This window comes from Streptomyces sp. NPDC050564 (assembly GCF_044457265.1).
Lineage (GTDB): Bacteria > Actinomycetota > Actinomycetes > Streptomycetales > Streptomycetaceae > Streptomyces.
Genome location: NZ_JBITGS010000001.1, coordinates 549635 through 573134 on the forward strand (window position 1 = coordinate 549635; position 23500 = coordinate 573134).

A 23500-nucleotide genomic window follows, 5' to 3' on the forward strand; every position below is an offset into this window, starting at 1 on the left:
GCATCAGGCTGCCGCTCCGGCGTACGCGGGGGCGCTCAGCGCCGTCATCCGGGCCGCGATCTGCTGGACCGAGGCGCGCTCCAGGCGGTCGGCGATCGAGCCGTCGGCGAGGAACAGCACGCGGTCGGCCCAGGCGGCCGCCGCGGGGTCGTGGGTGACCATGACGACGGTGGAGCCGAGGCCGTCGACAGCCTGGCGAAGCAGACCGAGGATCTCCGCGGCGGTGGTCGTGTCGAGAGCGCCGGTCGGCTCGTCCGCGAAGACGACGTCGGGGCGCGTGACCAGCGCGCGGGCGATCGCGACGCGCTGCTGCTGGCCGCCGGAGAGCTGGCCGGGGCGGCGGCGGGCCTTGTCGGCCAGGCCGACCTGAGCGAGTACCTCGGCGGCACGGCGGCGGTCGGGGCGGTGGCCGGCCAGCCGCATCGGGAGGAGGACGTTCTGCTCGACCGTCAGGGACGGGAGCAGGTTGAACGCCTGGAAGACGAAGCCGAGGCGGGTGCGGCGCAGGGCGGTCAGTTTGTTCTCGCTCAGGCCGGTGATCTCCGTGCCGCCGAGGCGTACGGTGCCGGTGGTCGGGCGGTCGAGTCCCGCCGCACACTGCAGGAACGTGGACTTTCCCGAGCCGGAGGGGCCCATGACCGCGGTGAAGGTGCCACGGGGGAGCGCGAGGTCGATGCCGCGCAGGGCGTGTACGGCGGAGCCGCCGCGGCCGTACTGGCGTCGTACGCCGTGCAGTTCGACCGCCCAGTCGTGAGCCGGGCCCGCGGCCGCGTCCTCGTGGCGCTTCTTTCGCAGGCCCATGGTGGGTCCCGTCCTTTCGTCCGTCACATCGGATTTCGGCGATGTCTCGAACGTACGGATGCACAAGGGGTCTGGACCATGAGGGCTGCCGCCGACTTGGGGTGGGGAGAACCCCACCGTCGGTGGTCGGGGGCTCGGCCGGGATTTTTTTCGCCCCCTCCGCCCCTGTCCGTCCCGTCCCTGGGGGCTGCGCCCCCAGACCCCCGCCAAAAGATTGCGCAGTTCCCCGCGCCCCTTTTCAGGGGCGGAGGGGGCGAAATCCTCCCTCGGTCACCGTGTGGGGGTCGAGCCGTCTCGGCAGATCAGGAGGAGGGCGCGGTCGTCGTTGACGTCCCTGGCCACAGCTTCGATGAGGTGCCAGGCCGCTCCGTGGAAGCCACCGGCCACATAGCGATCGGCTTCGCCGGTGAGGCGGTCGATGCCCTCGACGATGTCACGGTCGGAGGTCTCCACCAGCCCGTCCGTGAACAGCATCAACACGTCTCCGGGACGCAGCGCCCCCTTCACGGAGTCGAACTGGGCGCCGTCGTACACACCCAGCAGGGGCCCTTCCGCGGCCTTCTCCTCCCAGCGCCCGCTACCCGCACTGAGCTGCAGACCCGGCGGGTGTCCGGCGGAGAAGAGTTCGTAGTCCCCGGAGTCCAGATCCAGGACCAGGTGGATCGAGGTCGCGAAGCCCTCGTCCCAGTCCTGGCGGAGGAGGTAGCCGTTCGCGGCGGGGAGGAAGGCGTGCGGCGGCAGGGAGCCCAGGAGGCCTCCGAAGGCTCCGGAGAGGAGGAGCGCGCGCGAGCCCGCGTCCATGCCCTTGCCCGAGACGTCCGTGAGGACGACCTCCAGGGTGCGGCCCCCGTTCGTACGAGCGGCCACCACGAAGTCTCCCGAGAAGGACTGCCCGCCGGCCGGTCGCAGCGCCATCTCACGGTGCCAGCCCAGCGGCAGCTTCGGCAGCTTGCTCTGTACCCGGATGCGTTCGCGGAGGTCGAAGAGCATGGTGCCGCCCCGTCGCCAGGGCACGCCCACCCGGCTGCGGAACTGCGCGATCAGGAGTCCGAAGAAGCCGCAGGCCGCGACCACCAGCACCACGCCCGGCGTCACCCGGGACGGGCCCTCGGTGTACGGGCCCAGCTCCACGGACTCCACTATCAACGCGGTGGCCGCGGCCGCGTACAGACCGAGCAGGCTGGCCGGGCGCAGCAGGAGGCCTCCGGCCACGATCGGCAGAACGAGGGCGGCGGGCGAGCACCACACCGAGTTCACCAGCGTCGTGGCCGCGACGAGGGGAATCGTGAGCAGCAGACCGGCCAGAGCGATCCAGTCCGAACCGTCCCCACGGAAGTAGTCGACGGCGGATCTGCGCAGCCCTGTGCGGGCCCGGTGCCACTGCTTCTTCAACCGGGCCGTGAACGTCTCGGCTTCCGCGCGCCGCTCTCGTCCTGCTGCCATTAGTTCGGGACCCTATCCATCGGACCAGGTGCTTGGCACGGGAGGTCCCACTTGTCCCCCGTCCGAGCGCTCAACTTCACAGAGAACTTCACACCAGGCACCGCGACGGCGGGGGAGAAATTCCCTCGCTCGTACCGCATTGCCCTGGTAGGCATGGGCTATGACGACTGACGTGCGGGTGCTGCAGCAGACCGACTGGGATGTCTGGTACGACAACCTCATTCGCGCGTTCGGTGGCGTCCCGGAGGCGTCCGAGGAGCGTGAGCTGTACAACGCGCTCACAGAGTACGACCGTTCCCTCGGCGTGTGGGACGGCGATCAGTGCGTGGGTACGGCGGGCGCGTTCTCCTTCCGCGTCACCGTCCCCGGCGGCGCCTCCGCCCCGGCCGCGGGCATCACCATGGTGAGCGTGGCGGCCACGCACCGCAGGCGCGGGGTGCTGACCGCGCTGATGCGGCGCCAGCTGGACGACATCCGCGCCGGGGGCGAGCCGCTCGCCGTCCTGACCGCCTCGGAACCGGCGATCTACGGCCGGTTCGGCTACGGCATCGGCACACTGCAGCTCAACGCCGAGATCGACACCCACCGCGTACGACTGTCGGTGCCGCCCGGCACCGACGACGTACATCTGCGCTACGCCGTGCCGGCTGAGGTGCTCGACGCGTGCGAGGCGGTGTACGCGCGCGTGGTTCGGGGCCGGCCGGGAATGCTGGCGCGGCAGCCCGGCTGGGACCGCCTCCAGGTCCTCGACCCCGAGAGCGAGCGGGACGGCGCGTCGCCGCTGCAGTGCGTGGTCGCCGATCGGGACGGCGAGGTCGTCGGCTACGCGCGCTTCCGGGTCAAGCCGGAGTGGGGCCCTTCCGGGCCCGACGGCGCGGTGGTCCTGAGCGACCTGGAGGGGCTCGACCCGGCGGCGCGGGCCGCGCTGTGGCGGTTCCTGTTCGACATCGACCTGACGTCCACGCTGCGCACCCGGGCCCGGCCCGTCGACGAGGACGTGCAGCACCTGGTGTCCGACATCCGGCGCTGCAATCTGCGGATGAAGGACTCGCTGCACGTACGGCTCGTCGATGTCGGCGCGGCGCTGGAGGCGCGCGCGTATCAGGCGCCGGTGGACGTGGTGTTCGAGGTCGAGGACGCATTCTGTCCCTGGAACGAGGGGCGTTGGCGGCTCACCGGGGACGCGAAGGGCGCGACGTGCGTGCGCACCGACGACTCGGCCGATCTCACCCTGTCCGTACGGGAGTTGGGGGCCGCATATCTCGGTGGGGTGTCACTCGCCTCGCTCGCGACGGCCGGGCGGGTACGGGAGCTGCGCCAGGGGGCGCTGGGTGAGGCGTCCGTGGCCTTCTCGTCCGTGGTCGCGCCCTGGCTGCCGCACGGGTTCTGACGGCGGCTCTCGGCTACGGCCGCTGGCAGGTCGGGCACCAGAACAGGTTGCGGGCGGCGAGATCGGCGGTGCGGATCTCGCCGCCACAGATGTGGCAGGGCAGGTGGGCCCTGCGGTACACGTAGACCTCGCCGCCGTGGTCGTCCACGCGCGGCGGGCGGCCCATCGCCTCGGGGGTGTGTTCCGGGCGGACCGTATCGATGCGGTTGTTGCGGACGCCCTCGCGCATCAGCTCCACGAGGTCCGTCCAGATCGCGTTCCACTCCGTGCGGGTGAGGTCCTTGCCCGCACGGTACGGGTCGACGCCGTGCCGGAAGAGGACCTCAGCGCGGTAGACGTTGCCCACGCCCGAAATGATCTTCTGGTCCATGAGGAGGGCGGCGATCGTCGTACGGCTGCGGGAGACGCGGTGGTACGCCGCTGAGGGGTCGGCGTCGGGGCGGAGGGGATCCGGGCCGAGGCGGTCGTGTATCGCCTGCTTCTCGGTGTCCGTGATCAGGGCGCAGGTGGTGGGGCCCCGGAGGTCCACGTACGCGGTGTTGTTCGCCAGGCGGAGGCGGACGGTGTCCGTGGGAGGTGGGGCGGGGGCGTCGCCGAAGTCGACCTTGCCGAAGAGGCCCAGGTGGATGTGGACCCAGTCCTCCGCGCGGAAGCCGAGGAAGAGGTGTTTGCCGTGGGCTTCCGCGGTGCCGAGCACCGCGCCGTCCAGGAGGGCGGCGGCGTCGGTGAACTTGCCCTGAGGGCTGGTGACGCGTGCCGGACGGCCGCCGAAGCTCGCGAGGTAGTCCTCGGCGAGCCGGTGGATCGTGTGCCCTTCGGGCACGGGGTCCTCCTGCTGTTGTCTGTCGTCCGACAGCTCGGGCGTCTTTCGCCCCCTCCGCCCCTGCCCGTCCCGTCCCTGGGGGCTGCGCCCCCAGAGCCCCCTAAAAGATTGCGCAGTTCCCCGCGCCCCTGAAAAGGGGCGCGGGGAACTGCGTGAACAACGGAGGGGCCCCGGTGGCTACGGCTGCTGCGGGTGGTGGGCCGGGATCGGGGGGAGTTCGCGGGTCGTCTCGTAGGCGGAGAGCATGTCGATGCGGCGGATGTGGCGCTCGTCACCGGAGAAGGGGGTGTTGAGGAAGGTCTCGACGAACTTCGTCGCCTCTTCCTCCGAGTGCATGCGGGCGCCGACGGCAACGACATTGGCGTTGTTGTGCTGGCGGCCCAGCGACGCCGTCTCCTCGCTCCAGGCGAGCGCGGCACGAACCCCGGCCACCTTGTTCGCGGCGATCTGCTCACCGTTGCCCGAGCCGCCGATCACGATGCCGAGGGACTCGGGATCAGCCGCCGTGCGCTCCGCGGCGCGGAGGCAGAACGGCGGGTAGTCGTCCTGGGCGTCGTAGATGTGGGGCCCGCAGTCGACGGGCTCGTGACCGGCGGCCTTGAGCCACTCGACGAGGTGGTTCTTGAGTTCGAAACCGGCATGATCGGAGCCGAGGTACACGCGCATGGTCCGAGTGTGACACGGCTGTTTCGTCGCCGCGCCGCGGGGGTTCGACCACGGAAACTGTGAGCAATACTACAGAACCTCAGGGAAACCTCAAGTAACGATCTGGATTCAAAGGTTCACGAATCTCTTTGCCTCAGATTCACTGGTCCGACCCGTACACCGCTCATACACGGGAATCTGCCCACCGGCGCAAAGGAATCCCCCTCATGACCTCGCAGCCGACCCCCACGAAGGCCGCAAGCGGCCCCGGAGGCCCCGGAGAACCCGGTGGCGGCCTCCAGGCCGGACTCAAGAACCGCCATCTGTCCATGATCGCCATCGGTGGTGTCATCGGAGCCGGGCTGTTCGTCGGCTCCAGCACCGGTATCGCCACCGCCGGGCCCGGCATCCTCCTCTCCTACGCCCTCGTCGGCACGCTCGTGGTGCTGGTGATGCGGATGCTCGGAGAGATGTCCGCCGCGAACCCGACCTCCGGCTCCTTCTCCGCGCACGCCGACCGCGCGCTCGGCCGCTGGGCCGGCTTCTCGATCGGCTGGCTCTACTGGTTCTTCTGGGTCGTCGTGCTGGCCGTGGAGGCCACCGCAGGCGCCAAGATCCTCGAAGGATGGATCCCGGCCGTGCCCCAGTGGGGCTGGGCGCTCATCGTGATGGTCGTCCTCACCGCCACCAACCTGGTGTCCGTGGGGTCCTACGGCGAGTTCGAGTTCTGGTTCGCCGGGATCAAGGTCGTGGCCATCGGCGCGTTCATCATCGTCGGCGCGCTCGCGATCTTCGGTGTGCTGCCGGGTGCGGACAGCGACAAGGCCGGCATCGCAAACCTGACCGGCCACGGCGGCTTCCTGCCGCACGGACCCGGCGCGATCCTCACCGGCGTCCTGCTGGTCGTCTTCTCCTTCATGGGCAGCGAGATCGCGACCCTCGCCGCCGGTGAGTCCGAGAACCCGCAGCGGGCCGTCACCAAGTCCACCAACAGCATCATCTGGCGGATCGGCGTCTTCTACCTCGGCTCGATCTTCGTCGTCGTGGCCCTGCTGCCGTGGAACGACCCCTCGATCAAGGACAAGGGCTCGTACGTCGCCGCCCTGGACTCCCTCGGCATCGCGCACGCCGGTCAGATCATGAACTTCATCGTGCTGACGTCGGTGCTGTCCTGCCTCAACTCCGGCCTCTACACGGCCTCCCGCATGGCCTTCTCGCTCGGTCAGCGCGGTGACGCGCCGAAGGCCTTCGCGAAGACCACCTCGCGCGGTGTGCCGATGGCCGCGATCGTCGTCTCGGTCGTCTTCGGCTTCGTCGCCGTCTTCTTCAACTACAAGTTCCCGGACTCGGTCTTCCTCTTCCTGGTCAACTCCTCCGGTGCGGTGGCCCTGTTCGTCTGGCTGGTCATCTGCTTCTCCCAGCTGCGGATGCGGAAGATCATCCAGCGCGAGTCGCCGGAGAAGCTGGTCGTGAAGATGTGGCTGTACCCGTACCTGACCTGGGCGACGGCCGCGCTGATCGTCTTCGTGCTCGGCTACATGCTGACCGACACGGAACACGACGGCCGGGAGACCGTGCTGCTGTCGCTGCTGGTCGCGGCGGTGGTACTCGTCATCGCCGTCATCCGGCAGAAGGTCGGGGCGGGCACGTCCTCCGCGCAGCACGTCGTGGCCGCCGAGCCTCGGGACGAGGATCCGGTGAAGGTCGGCTGAGCCGATGGTGACGTCGGGTCCGACGTCTTTGATGTGACGTGTGGGAGGGGCTCCGCGGCGATTGTCCTCGCCGCGGGGCCCCTCCTTCCGTTTGCCCCGCGCGGTCGCGTCCGCTTGTCCCACGCGGTCGCGGCTCACAGCACCGTGAAGCTGTTCTTGACCTGCTGGTAGACCTGGAGCGCCTGGTTCTCGATGTCCGGCTGGTACCAGGTGTTGACCTGATACGACTTGCCGTCGGCGTCGAAGCCGAGCAGCAGGGCGTGCCAGTGCACGCCCTTGAGCGTGAAGGTGTACTCCCAGACCACTGCGGGCCTGCCCTGGAACGTCGTCCTGTCGAGACGGATCTTCTGGTAGTCCCGCCCCTGGCGGGCGTTCCGTTCCGAGGTCTGCCAGGTCTGCATCAGGTCGCCCTTGGCCAACGAGGACGTGGCCGCGAGTTCCTGCTTGCCGTCGGGCGAGGTGTAGTGCACCTCCGAGCCCGTCTTCAGGTCACGGCGCCAGCCCTTGGGCGTCGCCCACGCGTAGCCGCCGGCCTCCCGATGGGCTCCCGGGGGCAGGCTGGGCGGCCGCGAGGTGCCCTCGACCGTGGACGAGGGAGACGCGGAGCCGACGGCTCCCGACGAGGCGGTCGGCACGGACGATCCGGAGGAGGCCCCGGCCCTGTCGTCGGGCGATCCGCTCATCGAGGCGATGACGACCCAGGCGACGACGCCCGCGGCGACCACACCACTGGCCGCGGCCAGACCCATACGACGCCTGCTCCGTCGCGGGCCGCCGGACGGCACGGCGGGACCGGGCAGTTCGCCGGGGGGCATCCCGACAGGCCCGGGCGCCGTCGGCAGCCGTGCCGCGGTCATCGCCGTCGCGGTCTGCGCCGACGGTTCGGGAGTGTTGGCGGAGGGGATCTCCGAGCCGACCTCCGCGCGCACTGCGGAGGGGACCTCGGTGGAGGCGTTGGGGGCGGAGGCGGACGGCTGCTCCGAGGGCCCCTTCGGATGGTTCTGCGGTTGCAGCTTTGGGTGCTTCTCGAAGTCGGGTGGGCTCTTTCGCGTCGGGGTGCGGTGCAGCGGTATCGCGTCGTGTACGGGCTCGGGCTCGCGGGCGGGTTCGGGGGCGGGTTCAGGGGCGCGTTCTTCTTCCGGAGGTGGAGTGGCCTCGGGGAGGTCCGACGGGGGCTGCCGCGCGGCACGTAGCAGTTCGGCGTCGAGGAGTGCGGGGGTGGGCGGTTCCTCGTGAGCCGGCTGAAGGAGCGGTGCGGTGGCATTCGGCACGTCCGGCTCGGGCCAGGGCCCGGGCTCGGACTCGGACTCGGACTCGGACTCGGACTCGGCCCCAGTCTCGGTCGCGTACTCGAATTCGTACGCGGAGTCGAAGTCGTACTCGGGCCCCGTATCCGGAAGTTCGGCGGAACCCGTGCCTGCCCCGGCCCCCGACCCCCGGTACCCGAACTCCGCGAGCTCCGCCTCAACTTCCGCCAGGCCGGGCCGGGTCGACGGCTCCTTCTCCAGGAGCGCGGCCAGAATGTCCCGCAAGTCCCCTGCGGAGGCAGGAAGTTCGGGCTCCTCGTACAGGACGGCGTGCAGCGTCGCCAGCGTGGTGGAGCGGGAGAAGGGGGAGCGGCCGCCGAGGGCCGCGCAAAGGGTCGCGCCCAGCGACCACACGTCGGACGGCGGACCCTGTGGGCGGCCGGAGATGCGTTCGGGCGCCATGTAGTCAGGGGAGCCGACCAGCATGCCCACCATGGTGAGCGCCTCCGCGTCCTGCAACGCGGCGATGCCGAAGTCGGTGAGCACGACGCGATGGCCGCGCCGCTCGACCAGGACGTTGCCCGGTTTGATGTCGCGGTGCAGCACTCCCCCGGCGTGCACCTGGCGCAGCGCCGAGACCAGTTGGAGCCCGATCCGCGCCGCCTCGCGCGGGCCGAGCGGTCCATCCTCCACCACGATCTGTTCCAGGGAACGCCCGGCGACGAGTTCCATGACGATCCACAGCCGCTCGCCCTCGTCCACGACGTCGTAGATGCGGACGACGTTGGGATGGTCGATCCGGGCCGTGGCCCTGGCTTCGCGCAGTGTGCGTTCGCGGCGCGTCCTCGTGTCCTCGGGATCGAGTCCGTCGATGCGCATTTCCTTGACCGCGACCTGCCGGTCGAGCATTTCGTCGGCGGCTCGCCACACCCGCCCCATTCCCCCCTGCCCAATACTCTCGACCAGCCGATAACGCCCCGTCACCAGTAATCCCGGAACACCGCCCTGTACGTTCGCCGACAATCCCTGCACCCCCCTCAACATCAGCCACAAGCGCCCGTCACAACGGAAACACAATGGTCACACTTCAGGCCGTACCAGCATAGTGCGGAGAAATCTTGTGGTACCTCTTCAAGTACTGCGAATTCAGGCGCAGCCAAGGGGGACGAACATGAGTTCTCGTCGCACGACGACCATCGCGGGATCGCTGCTCACGGCATCTTTCTCGGCCGTGATGATCCTTTCCTTCACCGCCGTCGCGGACGACCAGGGGCCGGGAAGCAGCAAGGGGGGAAAGGTAATTGACGAGGCACCGCCGGGTGTAAAGCTGACCACGCTGCTGCCCGAGAAGATCTCGGTCGACAACAGTTCACAGAAGACGGCGATTACTGCCACGGTAAAGAACGAAGGGACCAAGGACAGCGGCGACATCAGGCTTTTGGTGGTCGGTTTCGACGGCCTTCAGGTCAAGGGCGTCAAGGGCTGCACCGCCATGGCGGACAAGGATCTGCCCAAGGGATCGAACAGTGGTTTCGTTTGCTCGGTCGGCAATCTCGCGGTCGGCAAGTCGAAGTCGTACGCGGTCGATGCGACGTTCGATCTGAGCAAGACCGGAAAGATCTGCCTCCCGGTGCAGACGAGCGACGGGAAGAAGACCTACTGGCAGCAGGGCCCCGTGCCGTTCGGTACGACGAACCCGTCGCCGAACGCCCCGGCCACCCCGCTGCTGCTCGGCACCGACAACAAGCCGGTGGCACCCGGCGGCGACCAGCTGCCGAAGACCGGCCTGGGGAGCGACGTGCTGCCGCTCGGCGCGGCGGGCGCGGCGCTCATCTCCGCGGGAGCGGCGGGACTGTGGTGGGCGCACCGGCGCCCGCGGCGGCAGCAGCCCTGAACAGCGACCGTTGAGGATGGGCCGGGATGCCGAGCGCGGCATCCCGGCCCATCTCTTGCGCGACCTCGGAAAACCTGACGGCAGTTGTCAGGTAATACCGCCACGATGAGCCGCGTGAACACCGCCGACACCACCGCAGACCAGGACCGGAACATCGCAGACCGTGGCCGGCTCGTCCTCCGCCCCGGCGACCCCGGGCGGGAACGCGCAAGAGGCTCGCCGGGCTGAAGTCGCAGTACGACCCGGCGAACCTCTTCCGCAGGAACTACAACATCAAGGACCAGTAGGCCACTTGAGCCATCACTTCTTGTCGACGAGCTTCCAGGCGGTGGGCAGCACGCCCATCGCCAGGGCCGCCTTGAGAGCGTCGCCGATCAGGAACGGGGTGAGGCCCGCCGCGATGGCCGCGCTCGCCGACATGTCGGCGGCCAGGGCCAGGTACGGGACGCCGATCGCGTAGATGATCGCCTCGCCGAGCAGCATCGTGCCCGCCATGCGCAGCACCGAGCGGTCGGCGCCGCGGCGGGCGAGGGCGCCCACGACCGTGGAGGCGAGGAGCATGCCGAGGATGTAGCCGAAGGACACGCTGACGCCGGAGGCGCCGCCGGCGAACCACGGGACGCCGACCAGGCCGAGCAGCGCGTAGAGGGCGAGGGAGAAGAGGCCCCGGCCGGCGCCGAGCGCCGTGCCGACGAGGAGCGCCGCGAAGGTCTGGCCGGTCACCGGCACCGGGGAGCCCGGTACCGGCAGGGAGATCTGGGCGGCGAGTCCGGTGAGGGCGGCGCCGCCGAGCACGAGGGCGGCGTCCCTGACGCGGGAGGCGGGAAGCAGGTCGGCGAGGACCTCGCCGGGGCGGGTGCCGGTGCGGGGCGTGGCGGCTGCGGTACTCATGGGGACTCCGGCGGGGTGCAGGCAGGTTGGGACACGGTGACGCTATCCCAGGGGTGCGTGGGCGATCACCGTCAGTGGTCGACAAAGCGGAGATCCGGAGCTTGGTGGGCTCTCCACAAAGGGGGTGGGATACACCCGTCGGGGCGTGACGCTGATCACTGAGGTGGGGGTCGATTTGTCGGGGGTAGTGGGGTGGGCGGCGACTGTAGGGTCCCACCAAAGAGTTTCTTCGCCCCCTCCGGCCCGGCCCGTACCTGGGGGAGGCTGCCGCCCCCCAGTCCCCCCGCTGTCGCGCTGACGCGCTCGTTCTCAAATGCCGGACGGGCTGAAAATCTACGGCGCTTGCGGAGCGGGGGGTTCGGGGGCGAAGCCCCCGAGGTCGGGAGTGGGCAAGGGCGGGGAGGGGGCGAAACACCCCCTGGCCGAAGTCGGTCGGCAGCGCCTACCCTTCGACACATGATTGCCCAGGCCCGGAACTTCTCGTCGCGTCGCCATGTCGACCTGCGGCGGGTGAGCGCGGCCGCCTGTCGCCGTCCTTAGCGAGGCGGGCGGAGCGGATCCCGTGCGCCTCACTTCACGAGACGGCGCAGTGTCGGACCCGTTCCCGAGGATGATCGCCATGCCCCGTACCGCGGCACCCACTCTCACCTACCCTTCCTCTCCCTCTTCCCGCATACCGCGCGCCGCCGATCCCGACCGGCGCAGGACGAGCGCGAGCGTCGTCCTACGGTCCGTGCTGGAGCACGGTCCGGTGGCGCGCAGCACCATCGCCCGGCTGACCGGTCTTTCGCCGGCGTCGGTGACGGACTACTGCGCCCGGTTCGCCGAACTGGGCCTGATCCGCGAGTCGGCCGCGCCCCGGCGGTCGAACGGGGTGGGCCGTCCGCACGTCCCTGTCGACCTGGACGACTCGCGGTTCGTGGTCGGCGGAGTGCATGTGGCGGTGCCGTACACCACGGTCGCGCTGCTCGATCTGCGCGGTCGCGTGGTGGCCCTGCGCGAGCTGAAGCACGAGGGCACCGATCCCGGTGCGGTGCTGGCGCGGGCCGCCGAGGGGCTGGGGACGCTGCTGGACGAAGCCCCGGGATGCAGACCGCTCGGCGTCGGCGTGGCCGTCGGAGGCTGGGTGGACCGGGAGTCCGGGACCGTCGTCGAGCACACACTGCTGGGCTGGCGGGACGTGGCGGTGCGGGAGGTGCTCGGCGAGCGTACCGGGCTGCCGGTCCATGTGGACGGGCACGCGCGGGCGTTGGTCAACGCGGAGCGGCTGTTCGGGCTGGCGCGGGGCAGCGGGAGCTTGCTGCACCTGTTCGTCGGCAACGTCGTCGACGGGGCGTTCGCCACCAACGACGAGGTGCACCACGGGCCGCGCTCGCAGGCCGGCGCCATCGCCCATCTCCCGGTGCCGGGGGGTACGGAGCCCTGCGGCTGCGGGCGCATCGGCTGCCTCCAGGCCGAGTTGAGCGAGCGGACGCTGTGCCGGCGGGCTCGGGAGGCCGGCATCGTGGAGGGCCTGAACCCCATGCACGTGGTCGCGGCCGCGGCGGGCGGTGACCCGGAGGCCGTACGGCTGCTGGTGGAGCGGGCCCGCACCATCGGACGGGCGACGCGGCTGCTGCTGGATGTGCTCAATCCGGAGACGGTGGTCGTGACCGAGGTCGGGATCATTCACCGCCAGGACTGCCTCGGCGCGCTGCGCGAGGAGGTCGGTGACGAGCGCGCGGCTTCCGTCGTGACGACGAGTTTCCCGGATTCCGTACTCGCCGTGGCCGGTGGTTCGGTGGCGCTCGACGTGCTCTACCGGGATCCGCTGGCCGCTTCACCTGAGGCTATTTAATTCAGAAACTCCGAATGTTGACAGGGGCTGCGCATGACCAGGAACATGCTGCTCATGAGCCCGTTCGTGAGCTGTCGCACCCTTTGTTGCTGACACGTTGCCGCGTGTGAAGCGCTCATTTCCGCATGCTTTCCCTGCGTGAATTCCCTTTCCCCTGGGCTGCCGAGTGCCCGGAATTCCGCATGTTTTCCTGCCTTCTGAACTCACGGAGTCCTCCCATGCCTACTTCCCCCGTGTCGGGTGTCGACCGACGGCTCTTCCTCACCTCCCTGCTCGGTGCCGCGGCCGGCGTCGCCGGGCTGAGCGGCTGCGCCGGAAGCAGCGCGGCCGCCGACACCAAGGGCGCCTCGTCCGCCCCGCTCGCCGACAAGGTCCCGGCCGGTACCAGCCTGAAGATCGCCTCGTATCTGAGCACGCAGCAACTCCAGTTCAAGCTCGCCAAGTTGGACGACCTGCCGTTCAAGGTGTCGAACTGGTTGAACATCGGCGCCGGTCCGGACGTCATCAACGCGTTCCGCGCCAAGTCCCTGGACGTCGGCAACAACGCGGGCATTCCGCCGATCCAGGCGCACTACCAGGGCTTCGACGCGAAGATCGTCGCGATCAACATCACCCGTAAGCCCAACTACCTCTTCGCCACCAAGCCCGGCAGCGACATCCAGTCGGTCGCCGGCTTCAAGGGCAAGAAGCTCGCCTTCTCGCAGGGCCAGGCCCAGGGTGTCGTCCTTCTGCGGGCGTTGAAGAAGGCGGGCCTCAAGTACGACGACGTCAAGCTCGTCCCGCTGACCAGCAACCAGTTCCTGACGGCCCTGCAGTCCGGCCAGGTGGACATCGCGCCGCTCGCCAACAGTCAGGCGCCGGCCTATCTGCAGCAGTACAAGTCCAAGGGCGCCCACGTCATCACCACGGACGTCGTCGACCTGCTCAACCTGCTGTGGGCGCCGGCCTCCGTACTGAACGACTCCGCGAAGGCCGCCGCGGTCGCCGCGTACATCCCCTACTGGGCCAAGGGCCAGGTTTGGACGTACGAGAACCCCGACACCTGGAACGAGGAGTTCTACGTCAAGACGCAGAACCTGAGCCTCGCCCAGGCCCAGGCCATCACCGAGCTCGCCAACAAGCCTCTGTTCCCGCCGAGTTGGGACGAGGCCATCAAGTGGGAGCAGGAGACCGCCGATCTGCTGGCGGAGGGCGGCTTCGTGAAGAAGTTCGACGTCTCCTCGCTCTTCGACCACCGCTTCGAGGACATCGCCGCCAAGGCCGTACCGGCGGAGTACCGGAGGTGAGCGCCGTGACCACGACAACCACTGTCGCGCCGGTGACGGCTCAGGAAGAGAGCCATCGCCCGCGGCGCCGGCGCCGAGGCCTCTCCCCCGGCAAACGCCTGCCCGCCTCCCGGCTGATCGGCCCCGCCCTCGTCGTCGCCCTGTGGGCCGTCGCCTCCGCCGCCGGACAGCTCGACCCCGGCGCGATACCGGCCCCCTGGACGGTTCTGAAGACGGCCGGTCATCTATGGACCGCCGGGACTCTGCGCACCGACATCCTGACCTCCCTGGAGCGCGCCGGGTACGGATTCGCCATCGGACTCACCGCCGGAGTCGCCCTCGCGCTGGCGGCCGGGCTCAGCCGGGTCGGCGAGGCGCTGATCGACGGGACGGTGCAGCTCAACCGGGCGATCCCGACCCTCGGTCTGATCCCGCTGTTCATCCTGTGGCTGGGCATCGGCGAGACCTTCAAGATCGCGATCATCGCCATCGTCGTCTACATACCGATCTACCTCAACACGCACGCCGCGCTGTCCGGAATCGACAGCCGTTTCGTCGAACTCGCCGAGGTCCAGGGCCTGTCCAGGTGGGCCTTCGTCCGCCAGATCGTCATCCCCGGCGCGCTGCCCGGCTTCTTCGTCGGACTGCGGCTCGGGGTGACCGGCTCCTGGCTCGGCCTGGTGGTCCTGGAGCAGATCAACGCCACCAGCGGACTCGGCTACATGATGTTCCAGGCCCAGAACTACGGCCAGTCCGACGTCATCCTCGTAGGCCTGCTCGTCTACGGCGTCTTCGGCCTCATCTCCGACAGCGCGGTCCGTCTCATCGAACGGAGGGTGCTGTCATGGCGCCGCACACTGAGCAGCTGACCCGGCCCGCCGTCCAACTCCGCGGACTGACCAGGTCGTTCAACGGCCGCACCGTCCTCGACGGCATCGACCTCGACCTTCCGGCCGGACAGTTCACGGCCCTGCTGGGGCACAGCGGTTCCGGCAAGAGCACGCTGCTGCGCGCGATCGCCGGCCTCGACCACAACGTCAGCGGCAGCGGTCAACTCACCGCCCCGGAACGGGTGTCCGTCGTCTTCCAGGACTCACGACTGCTGCCCTGGCGCCGGGTGCTGGACAACGTACTCCTCGGCCTCGACGGTAAGGAAGCGGCACACAAGGGCCGCGAGGCCCTTGTCGAGGTGGGCCTGAACGGCCGCGAACGCGCCTGGCCCAACGAGCTGTCCGGCGGCGAGGCCCAGCGCGCCGCCCTCGCCCGCTCGCTCGTTCGCGAGCCCGAACTGCTGCTGGCCGACGAGCCGTTCGGTGCCCTGGACGCGCTCACCCGGATCCGGATGCACGTCCTGCTGCGTGAGCTGTGGGAGCGCCACCGGCCCTCCGTCCTGCTCGTCACGCACGACGTGGACGAGGCGATCGTGCTCGCCGACCGGGTGCTCGTGCTCGACCACGGCCGTATCGGCCTCGACCTGCCCATCGACCGCCCGCATCCGCGCTCGTACCGGGACCCGCTGCTCGGCGAGTACCGGGAGCGGCTGCTGACCGCCCTTGGCGTCACGGAGGACCACAAGTGACCCGCCCAGCCCGGCAACTCCACCTCAACGCGTTCCTGATGAACACCGGCCACCACGAGGCGTCGTGGCGGCTGCCGGAGAGCGACCCGTATGCGCACGTCGAGCTCGACCACTACGTGCGGCTCGCCCGGATCGCCGAACGCGGCACCTTCGACTCCCTCTTCCTCGCCGACGGACCGCAGCTGTGGGGCAACCTCGCCCAGCGCCCCGCCGGCGCCCTGGAGCCGCTCACCCTGCTCACCGCGCTGGCGACGGCCACCGAGCACATCGGCCTGATCGCCACCGCCTCGACCTCCTACAACTCCCCCTACAACCTGGCCCGCAAGTTCGCCTCCCTGGACATCATCAGCGGCGGCCGGGCGGGCTGGAACATCGTCACCACCGCCGGTGCCGAGGCCGCCCGCAACTTCGGCCTGGAGCACGAGCCCGCACACGCCGACCGCTACGCCCGCGCCGCCGAGTTCCTCGACGTGGCCCTCAAGCTCTGGGACAGCTGGGAGGACGACGCGATCGTCGGCGACAAGGCGGCCGGCGTCTGGGGCGACGACGCCAAGATCCACCCGCCCCTGCACAAGGGGACATACTTCAGCGTCGAGGGCGCCCTCAACGTGCCGCGCACGCCCCAGGGGTACCCGCTCCTCGTGCAGGCGGGTTCGTCGCAGGACGGCAAGGCGTTCGCGGCACGCTACGCGGAGGCGGTGTTCACCGCCCAGCAGACCCTCGCCGACGCACAGGCCTTCTACGCCGACCTCAAGTCCCGTACGTCGGCGGCCGGTCGCGACCCCGACCACATCAAGGTGCTGCCCGGCATCGTCCCGGTGCTCGGCTCGACCCAGGCCGAGGCACGGGCGAACGAGCAGGTCCTCGAGGACCACATCGTGTACACGCACGGGGTGAGCCGCCTGGAGAGCTTGCTGCAACTGGAGCCGGGGACACTCGAGTTGGATGGCCGGCTCCCCGCCGACCTGCCGCCCGAGGACGCCATCGAGGGCGCCAAGAGCCGCTACACGCTCATCGTCGAACTCGCCCGGCGCGAACGGCTCACCGTACGGCAGCTGATCGGCCGGCTCGGCGGCGGACGCGGACACCTCACCTTCGCCGGAACCCCCGAACAGGTCGCCGACGCGATCGAGGAGTGGTTCACCCACGGCGCGGCCGACGGCTTCAACATCATGCCCGCCGTCCTGCCGTCCGGCCTCGAGCTCTTCGTCGACCACGTCGTCCCGATCCTGCGCGCCCGCGGCCTGCTCCGCACCGCTTACGGCCCGCGGCAGACGCTGCGGGAGAGATACGGACTGCCCCGCCCCGCCAACCAGTACAGCTCCGTCCTCGTCTGAACCTCCTCCGAAAGGAACCGCCCCACATGGCCGACCTCCAGATCCACAAGGTCACCGGCAACATCGGCGCCCGGATATCCGGTGTCGACATCGCCAAGCCCCTCGACGACGACACCGTCGCCGCCGTGCGTGCCGCCCTCAACGAGCACAAGGCCCTGGTCTTCGACGACGTCGACCTCGACGACGAGGGCCAGCAGGTCTTCGCCCGGCAGTTCGGCGACCTCACCACCGCCCACCCCACCGTGTCCGCGGTGGACGGCGCCCCGAACGTGCTGCCCGTCGACAGCGAGCGCGGCCGCGCCAACCACTGGCACACCGACGTCACCTTCGTCCTCAACCCGCCGCAGGCCAGCACCCTGCGCAGCATCACGATCCCGCCGTACGGCGGCGAGACGCTGATCGCCAACTCGGCGGCCGCCTACCGCGACCTGCCCGAACCCCTCCGTGCGCTCGCCGACACGCTGTGGGCCGAGCACACCAACGACTACGACTACGCGGTGCCGGACGAGGAGATCGACGAGGAGAAGGCCGCGCAGCGGGCCCAGTTCACGTCCATCAAGTACCGCACCGCCCACCCGGTCGTCCGGGTGCATCCGCTGACCGGTGAGCGCGGGCTGTTCATCGGCGGGTTCGCGCAGCGGATCGTCGGCCTGTCGGTGGGCGAGTCCCGCAAGATCCTCGACCTGCTCCAGGCGTACGTCACCCGGCCGGAGAACATCCTGCGCTGGCGCTGGTCCCCGAACCAGCTGGTCCTGTTCGACAACCGGATCACCCAGCACTACGCCATCGACAACTACGACGGTCTGCCGCGCCGGCTGCACCGCGTGACGGTCGCCGGTGACGTGCCGGTCGGCATCGAGGGCAAGGAGAGCTACTCGATCGCGGGCGATGCCTCGCACTACACGTCCGTCGCCGCGTAACGCGGAGGTCACGCACCGTACGGCGCATGTCCGCATACTGGGCGGCTTCTCCCTCTGAGCGGAGAGGCCGCCCAGACTGTGGGCGTTTTTGCCGCTCGCACGTAAGGGACCACCCGCTCTCATGTCCCGCTCCACCCTCGACGCACCACCCGGCGCCCCCGGCACGGACGTCTCCCTCTCCCACGGCCTCAAGCAGCGCCACCTGTCGATGATCGCCCTCGGCGGTGTGATCGGCGCGGGCCTGTTCGTCGGGTCCGGCGCGGGCATCGCCGCCGCCGGGCCTTCGATCGTCATCGCGTACGCCGTCTCCGGTCTGCTCGTCATGCTGGTGATGCGGATGCTCGGCGAGATGTCGGCCGCGTATCCCTCGTCCGGCTCCTTCTCCGCGCACGCGGAGCGGGCGATCGGGCCGTGGGCGGGCTTCACCGCGGGCTGGTCGTTCTGGGTGCTGCTGTGCACGGCGGTCGGCCTGGAGGGCATCGGCGCCGCGAAGATCGTCACCGGCTGGTTGCCGGGCACGCCCGAGTGGGCGTGGGTGGCGCTGTTCATGGTCGTCTTCTGCGCCACCAATCTCGCCGCCGTGAAGAACTTCGGCGAGTTCGAGTTCTGGTTCGCCGCGCTGAAGGTCGGCGCGATCAGTCTGTTCCTGGTCCTTGGCGTACTGGCTGTCGTGGGCGTCCTGCCGGGCACGGACTCCCCCGGCGCCTCGAACCTCACCGGTGAGGGCGGCTTCCTGCCGAACGGCAGCGAGGGGCTCGTCATCGGCCTGCTCGCGTCGGTGTTCGCGTACGGCGGCCTGGAGACGGTCACCATCGCGGCGGCCGAGTCGGAGAACCCGGTCAAGGGCGTCGCGAGCGCCGTGCGCACCGCCATGTGGCGCATCGCGCTCTTCTACATCGGCTCGATGGCGGTCATCGTCACTCTCGTCCCGTGGGACTCCAAGGAGGTCGTCGAGAAGGGCCCGTACGTCGCCGCCCTCGACCACCTGGGCATCCCGGGCGCCGCGCAGCTGATGAACGTGGTCGTGCTCGTGGCCCTGCTCTCGGCGATGAACGCCAACATCTACGGGGCCTCGCGCATCGGGTACTCGCTGGTGGAGCGCGGCCAGGGCCCGAAGGTGCTCGGCCGGGTGTCGGGCGGCGTACCGCGCATCGCGGTGCTGGTGTCCTGCGTCTTCGGCTTCGTGTGCGTCGTCCTCAGCTACTGGCGCCCGAACGACGTCTTCCCCTGGCTGCTGAACATGATCGGCGCGGTGATCCTGGTCGTCTGGATCTTCATCGCGGTCTCGCAGCTGCGGCTGCGGCGCCGGGTGGAGCGGGAGGCCCCCGAGAAGCTGGTCGTGCGGATGTGGGCGTTCCCGGCGCTGACGTGGGTCGCGCTGGCCGGCATGGCGGCGATCTTCGTCCTGATGGCCCGGGAGCCCGACACCCGCGTGCAGCTCTACTCGACGGGCGCGATGACGCTGTTCCTGGCGGCCGTCGGCTACGGATGGCAGAAGGCGCGCGCCCGCGCCTGACACGCATCGCCGCAGGGCCCTCGCACGGAGGACGGTTTCGTGCGAGGGCCCTTTCGCATGCCCGGGCTCGGATCCCCCGGCGCCCTCGACGCCTTGTGCGTGCCCGGCACACACCTCCACTCTCTTGCTGCTAGCGTGCACTTGCAAGCTCTTTGCAATAGGAGGCCGGAGGGGACCTGACATGGCCGTCTGCACACTTCCCGAACTGCCGTACGACTACGCCGCGCTCGCGCCCGTGATCAGCCCCGAGATCATCGAGCTGCAGCACGACAAGCACCACGCCGCCTATGTGAAGAGCAGGATGTGGCCCGGCGTCACGAAGCGGCCAAGTCTCGCGCCGACGTGTTGCTCCTGGCCCCCTGAGGCAGATAGGAAACGTCCTGCTCGTGATCGTCTTCTCACCCTTCACGCAGCAGGCGGAAAGAAGGAAAGCCCCCACGAGGACCTGACTCGCGGGGGCTTTCCCTCATGGTGTGCACGGCACGTTGAGCGACAGCAGGGCGACGACCCCGTCCGTCACCCGCAGTTCGGTGATCGCCGCGTTGCGCAGTCGCGGAAAGACCCGGCGGTACTCGCCCAGCGGGATGGACAGGACGGAGCAGAGCACCAGGCGGAGCAGGGTGTTGTGGGCGACGACCAGGACGCGTTCGCCGGGGTGTGCGGCGGCGATGCGGCGCAGGGCGCCCGCGCCCCGGGCGGCGGCGGTGCGGGGGTCCTCCGCCTCCGGGAAGGGGTACGACACCGGGTCGGCCCGGAAGGCCTTGGCGCGCGCCGGGTTCTCCGCCTCGAACTCGGCGAGGGTGCGGCCCTCCACGACCCCGAAGTCGCACTCGCGCAGCGCGGGGTCGCGGTGCGGGCTGAGGCCCAGGGCGCGGCAGGCGGGTTCGGCCGTGGCGATGGCGCGGGAGACCGTGGACGTCCAGATCGCGTCGACAGGGTGTGCTGCGGCCCAGCGGCCGAGGGCCTCGGCCTGGGCGCGGCCCTCGTCGGTGAGGGGGACGTCGCTCACGCCGGCGTAGCGGTTCTCGGCATGCCAGACGGTCTGCCCGTGCCGGGCCAGCAGAAGGGTCGCACCGCGGGTGCTCGTCGTACTCATGACCCGGCAGTATCCAGGTTCCCGCGGGCTCGCGCGTGCGCTGCGACGGAAGCCGGCAGCCAGCCGCGCTGTTCGAGCTCGTCGACGAAACGCGTGTACGGGTCGCCGAAGAGTGCCGTGCGGGCGGGGCGCGGTTCGAGGACCGCGCGGATGCGGACCATGGCTTCGGCGGCGTCGGCGAGGCTCGCGACGGCGCCGGTGCCGTAGGCCGCCAGCGCGGCCATGCCCAGGGCGGGTTCGGTCTGCTCGGGGACACGGGCGGGGCGGCCGAGGATGTCGGCGCGGAGCTGGTTCCAGTAGGGGCTGCGGGCGGCGCCGCCGGTGAGGGTGAGCGGGCCGTCCAGCGGGGCGCCGAGGTGGTGCAGGTAGTCCAGGCAGAGCCGCTCGGTGAGGCCGACGCCCTGGAGGAGCGCGGCCCACAGGTCGGCGTCACAGGCGGGTTCGCCGAGGACGAAGGCTGTGGCGTCCGGGGCGAGGAAGGGAAAGCGTTCCCCGGGTGAGGTGAGGGGGTAGGCGAGGACGGACGCGGGCTCGTGGGCCGGGGCGGCCTCGTCCATGGCGGCCGGTGAGGCATCCGGGAAGTACGCCGCCAGCGCGCCCGCGCCGACGCTCGACGCGCCGCCGGGCAGCCAGCTCCCGTCCGGGGCGAGGTGGTTGTAGACGACGCCGGTTGCGTCCCGTACGGGCTGCGCTGCCGCACCCTTGAGCACGAGCGTCGTCCCGAGCACCGAGTTCCAGGAGCCCTCGCGCAGGGCGCCCGAGGCGATCTGGGCCGCGCAACCATCGGTCATCCCGGCGATCACGGGGGTGCCGGCGGGGATGCCGGTGCGTTCGGCGGCGGCCGCGCAGACCTCGCCGAGCCGGGTTCCGGGACGTACGACCTCGGGCAACACATCCTCGGGCAGGCCCAGTTCGGCCAGGGCCGCGTACGGCCAGGTGGCGCGCTCCAGGTCGTAGGCGGTCTTCAGGGCGTGGCTGGAGTCGGTGGGCGTCGGGTGGCCGGCGAGACGGCCGGTGATGACATCGGCCTGGTGCGCCAGACGAGCGCACCGACCCGACCCGACGCCACCTCGCCCGTCGGCGCCGCCGCACTCCCCCATCAGCCACAGCGCCTTCGGCAGCCCCCAGCCGTTCTGCACGAAGAGCCCGGCCGCCCGGGCCCGTTCCCCCTGCGCCGCGGCGCGTCCGTCGTCGTACATCAGGCCCGGTGTCAGCGGGCGCCCCGCATCGTCCGTGAGCAGCACCGTCCCGGACGTGGCGCACACCGCGAGCCCACCGATCCGTACGCGGTCGAGCGGCCGCAGCGCCGCCCGGGACGCCGTGCACACCGCGTCCCACCAGTCGTCCGCGTCCTGTTCATGGCGGGGGCCCGCCCGTCGTCCGGTGAGCGGGGCCGCGCCACCGCCGAGGACGCGTCCGGCGCCCGTGACGACGAGGACGCGCACACCCTGCGTGCCCAGGTCGACCCCCAGCCACGCCGTTCCGTCTTCCGCCATCCGGACCTCCCTGCCTTCTCGACTCACTCACGCGCATACCGACCCGGACTGTGAACTTCTCACTCTGCCCTGAGATTTATCCCTGCACGAGGGATTGACGGTCAACCCCCGCCGTTACACCCTCTGTTAACGAGTCGACTCGACGTGTTAACCGGACCGGACCGATCCGACGTGGAGGTCACGGATGGACATGCACGTGCACGACCGCCGGCGCTTCCTCGCGCTGGCCGCCGCGGCGGCCTCGGCCCCGCTGCTGACCGCCTGCGGCGCCGGGTTCGGCGGGGACGACAAGAAGAACGACGGGTCGGCCGCCGCCGACGTCACCGGGTCCTTCGACTGGAAGCGGGAGAAGGGCACGACGGTCAAGGCGCTGCTGAACAAGCACCCCTACACGGACGCGCTGATCGCCGACCTCAAGACGTTCACCGAGAAGACCGGCATCAAGGTCGAGTACGACGTCTTCCCCGAGGACAACTACTTCGACAAGCTCACCGTGGACCTGTCCAGCGGACGCGCCTCGTACGACGTCTTCATGCTCGGCGCCTACATGGTATGGCAGTACGGGCCGCCGGGCTGGCTGGAGGACCTCGGGCCCTGGATGCGCAACTCCTCTGCCACCGGCGACGAATGGGACCGGGCCGACTTCTTCCCGAACCTCCTGCAGGCCGACCAGTGGTCCCTCAAGGCGGGCGCGCCGCTCGGGCAGGGCGGGCAGTACGCGCTGCCGTGGGGCTGGGAGACGAACGTCGTCGCCTACAACACGGAGGTCTTCAAGAAGCTCGGCCTCAAGCCGGCCGAGAGCTTCGAGGAGTTACGGGAAGTGGCGTCCGTCATCAAGCGCAAGGCGCCGGGCGCCGGATTCGACGGGATGTACGGCATCGCGGTGCGCGGCTCGCGCAGCTGGGCGACGATCCACCCCGGCTTCATGACGATGTACGCGCGTAACGGCCTCAAGGACTTCACCGTCACCGACGGCAAGCTCGAACCGGCCATGAACACCCCGGAGGCCATCGCCTTCACCCAGGACTGGGCGGGCATGGTCAAGCAGGGCGGCCCGCCGTCGTGGACGTCGTACACCTGGTACCAGTGTTCCAGCGACCTCGGTGCGAAGAAGGCCGGGATGCTCTTCGACGCGGACACGGCCGCATACTTCCAGGCCGTGAAGGGGGCGAGCCCGGCGTCCGGGAAGATCGCCTTCCATCCGGGGCCGAAGGGGCCCGACGGGTCGCTCGCCACCAACATGTGGATCTGGTCGCTCGGCATGAACGCCAAGAGCAAGAAGAAGAGCGCCGCCTGGCTGTTCCTGCAGTGGGCGACCGGCAAGGAACATCTGCGCAAGGGCGCGATCACGTACAACCACATCGACCCGGTGCGGAAGTCGATCAGCCAGGACGGCGCCTACAAGGACAAGATGAGGCACCTGGAGGGCTTCATCGACACCTTCGAGACGGTCGTCGGCCAGACGAAGATCCAGTTCACCCCGCAGGCGCAGTTCTTCGACGCGACGACGAGCTGGGCGTCCGCGCTCCAGGAGATCTACGGTGGCAAGAATGCCAAGTCCGTGCTCAACGGCCTCGCAAGTGACCTCGCGGCCAAGGTGAGTTGAGC

At 70.0% G+C, this 23500-nt stretch carries 19 protein-coding genes and 2 pseudogenes; 13 read left to right on the plus strand and 8 right to left on the minus strand.

Annotation, left to right across the window (positions count from 1 at the left end; translation table 11 throughout):
* Nucleotides 1–3 precede the first annotated feature (3 nt).
* Together ACIBK0_RS02405 and ACIBK0_RS02410 are read right to left on the minus strand one after the other, a co-directional pair.
* Nucleotides 4–801 (minus strand): ABC transporter ATP-binding protein, encoded by a 798-nt coding sequence (locus ACIBK0_RS02405; protein WP_399074672.1) that lies wholly within the window; start codon nt 799–801, stop codon nt 4–6.
* Nucleotides 802–1071: 270 nt separating this feature from the next.
* Nucleotides 1072–2244 carry a PP2C family protein-serine/threonine phosphatase gene (locus ACIBK0_RS02410; RefSeq protein ID WP_399074674.1) on the minus strand — a complete coding sequence of 391 codons (1173 nt, stop codon included), beginning with the start codon at nt 2242–2244 and terminating at the stop codon, nt 1072–1074.
* Nucleotides 2245–2404: 160 nt separating this feature from the next.
* Here ACIBK0_RS02410 and ACIBK0_RS02415 point away from each other — a divergent pair, with 160 nt between their 5' ends.
* Nucleotides 2405–3634, plus strand: coding sequence for a GNAT family N-acetyltransferase (locus ACIBK0_RS02415; protein WP_399074676.1), 1230 nt, complete (start codon nt 2405–2407; stop codon nt 3632–3634).
* A 13-nt stretch (nt 3635–3647) separates the two neighbouring features.
* Here the strand turns inward: ACIBK0_RS02415 and ACIBK0_RS02420 are convergent, their stop codons facing one another.
* Complete coding sequence (locus ACIBK0_RS02420; RefSeq protein ID WP_399074678.1) at nt 3648–4457, minus strand: Fpg/Nei family DNA glycosylase; 810 nt, start codon at nt 4455–4457, stop codon at nt 3648–3650.
* Nucleotides 4458–4634: 177 nt separating this feature from the next.
* Entirely contained in the window at nt 4635–5123 is a 489-nt protein-coding gene (locus ACIBK0_RS02425) for a ribose-5-phosphate isomerase (protein ID WP_399074680.1), read from the minus strand.
* A gap of 206 nt (nt 5124–5329) precedes the next feature.
* Here ACIBK0_RS02425 and ACIBK0_RS02430 point away from each other — a divergent pair, with 206 nt between their 5' ends.
* Complete coding sequence (locus tag ACIBK0_RS02430; protein ID WP_399074682.1) at nt 5330–6814, plus strand: amino acid permease; 1485 nt, start codon at nt 5330–5332, stop codon at nt 6812–6814.
* A gap of 134 nt (nt 6815–6948) precedes the next feature.
* Here ACIBK0_RS02430 and ACIBK0_RS02435 read toward each other — a convergent pair whose 3' ends face one another.
* Nucleotides 6949–9000 carry a protein kinase gene (locus ACIBK0_RS02435; protein ID WP_399075125.1) on the minus strand — a complete coding sequence of 684 codons (2052 nt, stop codon included), beginning with the start codon at nt 8998–9000 and terminating at the stop codon, nt 6949–6951.
* Between the two features lie 232 nt (nt 9001–9232).
* Here ACIBK0_RS02435 and ACIBK0_RS02440 point away from each other — a divergent pair, with 232 nt between their 5' ends.
* Together ACIBK0_RS02440 and ACIBK0_RS02445 are read left to right on the plus strand one after the other, a co-directional pair.
* Complete coding sequence (locus tag ACIBK0_RS02440) at nt 9233–9955, plus strand: LPXTG cell wall anchor domain-containing protein (protein WP_399074684.1); 723 nt, start codon at nt 9233–9235, stop codon at nt 9953–9955.
* Nucleotides 9956–10170: 215 nt separating this feature from the next.
* Nucleotides 10171–10242: pseudogene (locus ACIBK0_RS02445) on the plus strand (BBE domain-containing protein); the annotation flags it as partial.
* 13 nt (nt 10243–10255) lie between these two features.
* On the opposite strand, the gene ACIBK0_RS02450 reads toward ACIBK0_RS02445, so the two are convergent.
* Nucleotides 10256–10846 carry a biotin transporter BioY gene (locus tag ACIBK0_RS02450; RefSeq protein WP_399074686.1) on the minus strand — a complete coding sequence of 197 codons (591 nt, stop codon included), beginning with the start codon at nt 10844–10846 and terminating at the stop codon, nt 10256–10258.
* A gap of 619 nt (nt 10847–11465) precedes the next feature.
* Between ACIBK0_RS02450 and ACIBK0_RS02455 the strand changes: the two genes are divergently transcribed.
* From ACIBK0_RS02455 to ACIBK0_RS02490, 8 genes and pseudogenes are all read left to right on the plus strand, one after another.
* Nucleotides 11466–12683 (plus strand): ROK family protein, encoded by a 1218-nt coding sequence (locus ACIBK0_RS02455; protein WP_399074688.1) that lies wholly within the window; start codon nt 11466–11468, stop codon nt 12681–12683.
* A 218-nt stretch (nt 12684–12901) separates the two neighbouring features.
* Entirely contained in the window at nt 12902–13969 is a 1068-nt protein-coding gene (locus ACIBK0_RS02460; RefSeq protein ID WP_399074690.1) for an ABC transporter substrate-binding protein, read from the plus strand.
* Nucleotides 13970–13974: 5 nt separating this feature from the next.
* A complete protein-coding gene (locus ACIBK0_RS02465) occupies nt 13975–14817 on the plus strand; it encodes an ABC transporter permease (RefSeq protein WP_399074692.1) in 843 nt (280 codons plus the stop codon).
* Nucleotides 14793–15527, plus strand: coding sequence for an ABC transporter ATP-binding protein (locus tag ACIBK0_RS02470; RefSeq protein ID WP_399074694.1), 735 nt, complete (start codon nt 14793–14795; stop codon nt 15525–15527). Before ACIBK0_RS02465 ends, ACIBK0_RS02470 begins: the two co-directional genes overlap by 25 nt.
* A complete protein-coding gene (locus ACIBK0_RS02475) occupies nt 15524–16864 on the plus strand; it encodes an LLM class flavin-dependent oxidoreductase (protein ID WP_399074696.1) in 1341 nt (446 codons plus the stop codon). Before ACIBK0_RS02470 ends, ACIBK0_RS02475 begins: the two co-directional genes overlap by 4 nt.
* 26 nt (nt 16865–16890) lie before the next feature.
* Nucleotides 16891–17784, plus strand: a complete 894-nt coding sequence (locus ACIBK0_RS02480) for a TauD/TfdA dioxygenase family protein (RefSeq protein WP_399074698.1) — start codon at nt 16891–16893, stop codon at nt 17782–17784.
* A 121-nt stretch (nt 17785–17905) separates the two neighbouring features.
* Nucleotides 17906–19300: an amino acid permease gene (locus tag ACIBK0_RS02485; protein WP_399074700.1), complete on the plus strand. Its 1395-nt coding sequence runs from the start codon at nt 17906–17908 to the stop codon at nt 19298–19300.
* A 181-nt stretch (nt 19301–19481) separates the two neighbouring features.
* A pseudogene (locus ACIBK0_RS02490) lies at nt 19482–19595 on the plus strand (superoxide dismutase); the annotation flags it as partial.
* Nucleotides 19596–19766: 171 nt separating this feature from the next.
* Here ACIBK0_RS02490 and ACIBK0_RS02495 read toward each other — a convergent pair.
* A complete protein-coding gene (locus ACIBK0_RS02495) occupies nt 19767–20396 on the minus strand; it encodes a histidine phosphatase family protein (protein ID WP_399074702.1) in 630 nt (209 codons plus the stop codon).
* On the minus strand, nt 20393–21892 hold the full coding sequence (locus ACIBK0_RS02500; RefSeq protein ID WP_399074704.1) for an FGGY-family carbohydrate kinase: 1500 nt from the start codon (nt 21890–21892) through the stop codon (nt 20393–20395). Before ACIBK0_RS02500 ends, ACIBK0_RS02495 begins: the two co-directional genes overlap by 4 nt.
* A gap of 184 nt (nt 21893–22076) precedes the next feature.
* Here ACIBK0_RS02500 and ACIBK0_RS02505 point away from each other — a divergent pair, with 184 nt between their 5' ends.
* Nucleotides 22077–23498: an extracellular solute-binding protein gene (locus ACIBK0_RS02505; protein ID WP_399074706.1), complete on the plus strand. Its 1422-nt coding sequence runs from the start codon at nt 22077–22079 to the stop codon at nt 23496–23498.
* Nucleotides 23499–23500: the final 2 nt, after the last annotated feature.

What these genes read in the sequence shown, in the direction of transcription:
- ACIBK0_RS02485 (WP_399074700.1), top strand. Translation starts at nt 17,906, where the DNA reads ATGTCCCGCTCCACCCTCGACGCACCACCCGGCGCCCCCGGCACGGAC.
- ACIBK0_RS02410 (WP_399074674.1), bottom strand. Translation starts at nt 2,244, where the DNA reads ATGGCAGCAGGACGAGAGCGGCGCGCGGAAGCCGAGACGTTCACGGCC.
- ACIBK0_RS02430 (WP_399074682.1), top strand. Translation starts at nt 5,330, where the DNA reads ATGACCTCGCAGCCGACCCCCACGAAGGCCGCAAGCGGCCCCGGAGGC.
- ACIBK0_RS02480 (WP_399074698.1), top strand. Translation starts at nt 16,891, where the DNA reads ATGGCCGACCTCCAGATCCACAAGGTCACCGGCAACATCGGCGCCCGG.
- ACIBK0_RS02455 (WP_399074688.1), top strand. Translation starts at nt 11,466, where the DNA reads ATGCCCCGTACCGCGGCACCCACTCTCACCTACCCTTCCTCTCCCTCT.
- ACIBK0_RS02440 (WP_399074684.1), top strand. Translation starts at nt 9,233, where the DNA reads ATGAGTTCTCGTCGCACGACGACCATCGCGGGATCGCTGCTCACGGCA.
- ACIBK0_RS02460 (WP_399074690.1), top strand. Translation starts at nt 12,902, where the DNA reads ATGCCTACTTCCCCCGTGTCGGGTGTCGACCGACGGCTCTTCCTCACC.
- ACIBK0_RS02450 (WP_399074686.1), bottom strand. Translation starts at nt 10,846, where the DNA reads ATGAGTACCGCAGCCGCCACGCCCCGCACCGGCACCCGCCCCGGCGAG.
- ACIBK0_RS02405 (WP_399074672.1), bottom strand. Translation starts at nt 801, where the DNA reads ATGGGCCTGCGAAAGAAGCGCCACGAGGACGCGGCCGCGGGCCCGGCT.
- ACIBK0_RS02500 (WP_399074704.1), bottom strand. Translation starts at nt 21,892, where the DNA reads ATGGCGGAAGACGGAACGGCGTGGCTGGGGGTCGACCTGGGCACGCAG.
- ACIBK0_RS02505 (WP_399074706.1), top strand. Translation starts at nt 22,077, where the DNA reads ATGGACATGCACGTGCACGACCGCCGGCGCTTCCTCGCGCTGGCCGCC.
- ACIBK0_RS02425 (WP_399074680.1), bottom strand. Translation starts at nt 5,123, where the DNA reads ATGCGCGTGTACCTCGGCTCCGATCATGCCGGTTTCGAACTCAAGAAC.
- ACIBK0_RS02470 (WP_399074694.1), top strand. Translation starts at nt 14,793, where the DNA reads ATGGCGCCGCACACTGAGCAGCTGACCCGGCCCGCCGTCCAACTCCGC.
- ACIBK0_RS02495 (WP_399074702.1), bottom strand. Translation starts at nt 20,396, where the DNA reads ATGAGTACGACGAGCACCCGCGGTGCGACCCTTCTGCTGGCCCGGCAC.
- ACIBK0_RS02435 (WP_399075125.1), bottom strand. Translation starts at nt 9,000, where the DNA reads ATGGGGCGGGTGTGGCGAGCCGCCGACGAAATGCTCGACCGGCAGGTC.
- ACIBK0_RS02415 (WP_399074676.1), top strand. Translation starts at nt 2,405, where the DNA reads ATGACGACTGACGTGCGGGTGCTGCAGCAGACCGACTGGGATGTCTGG.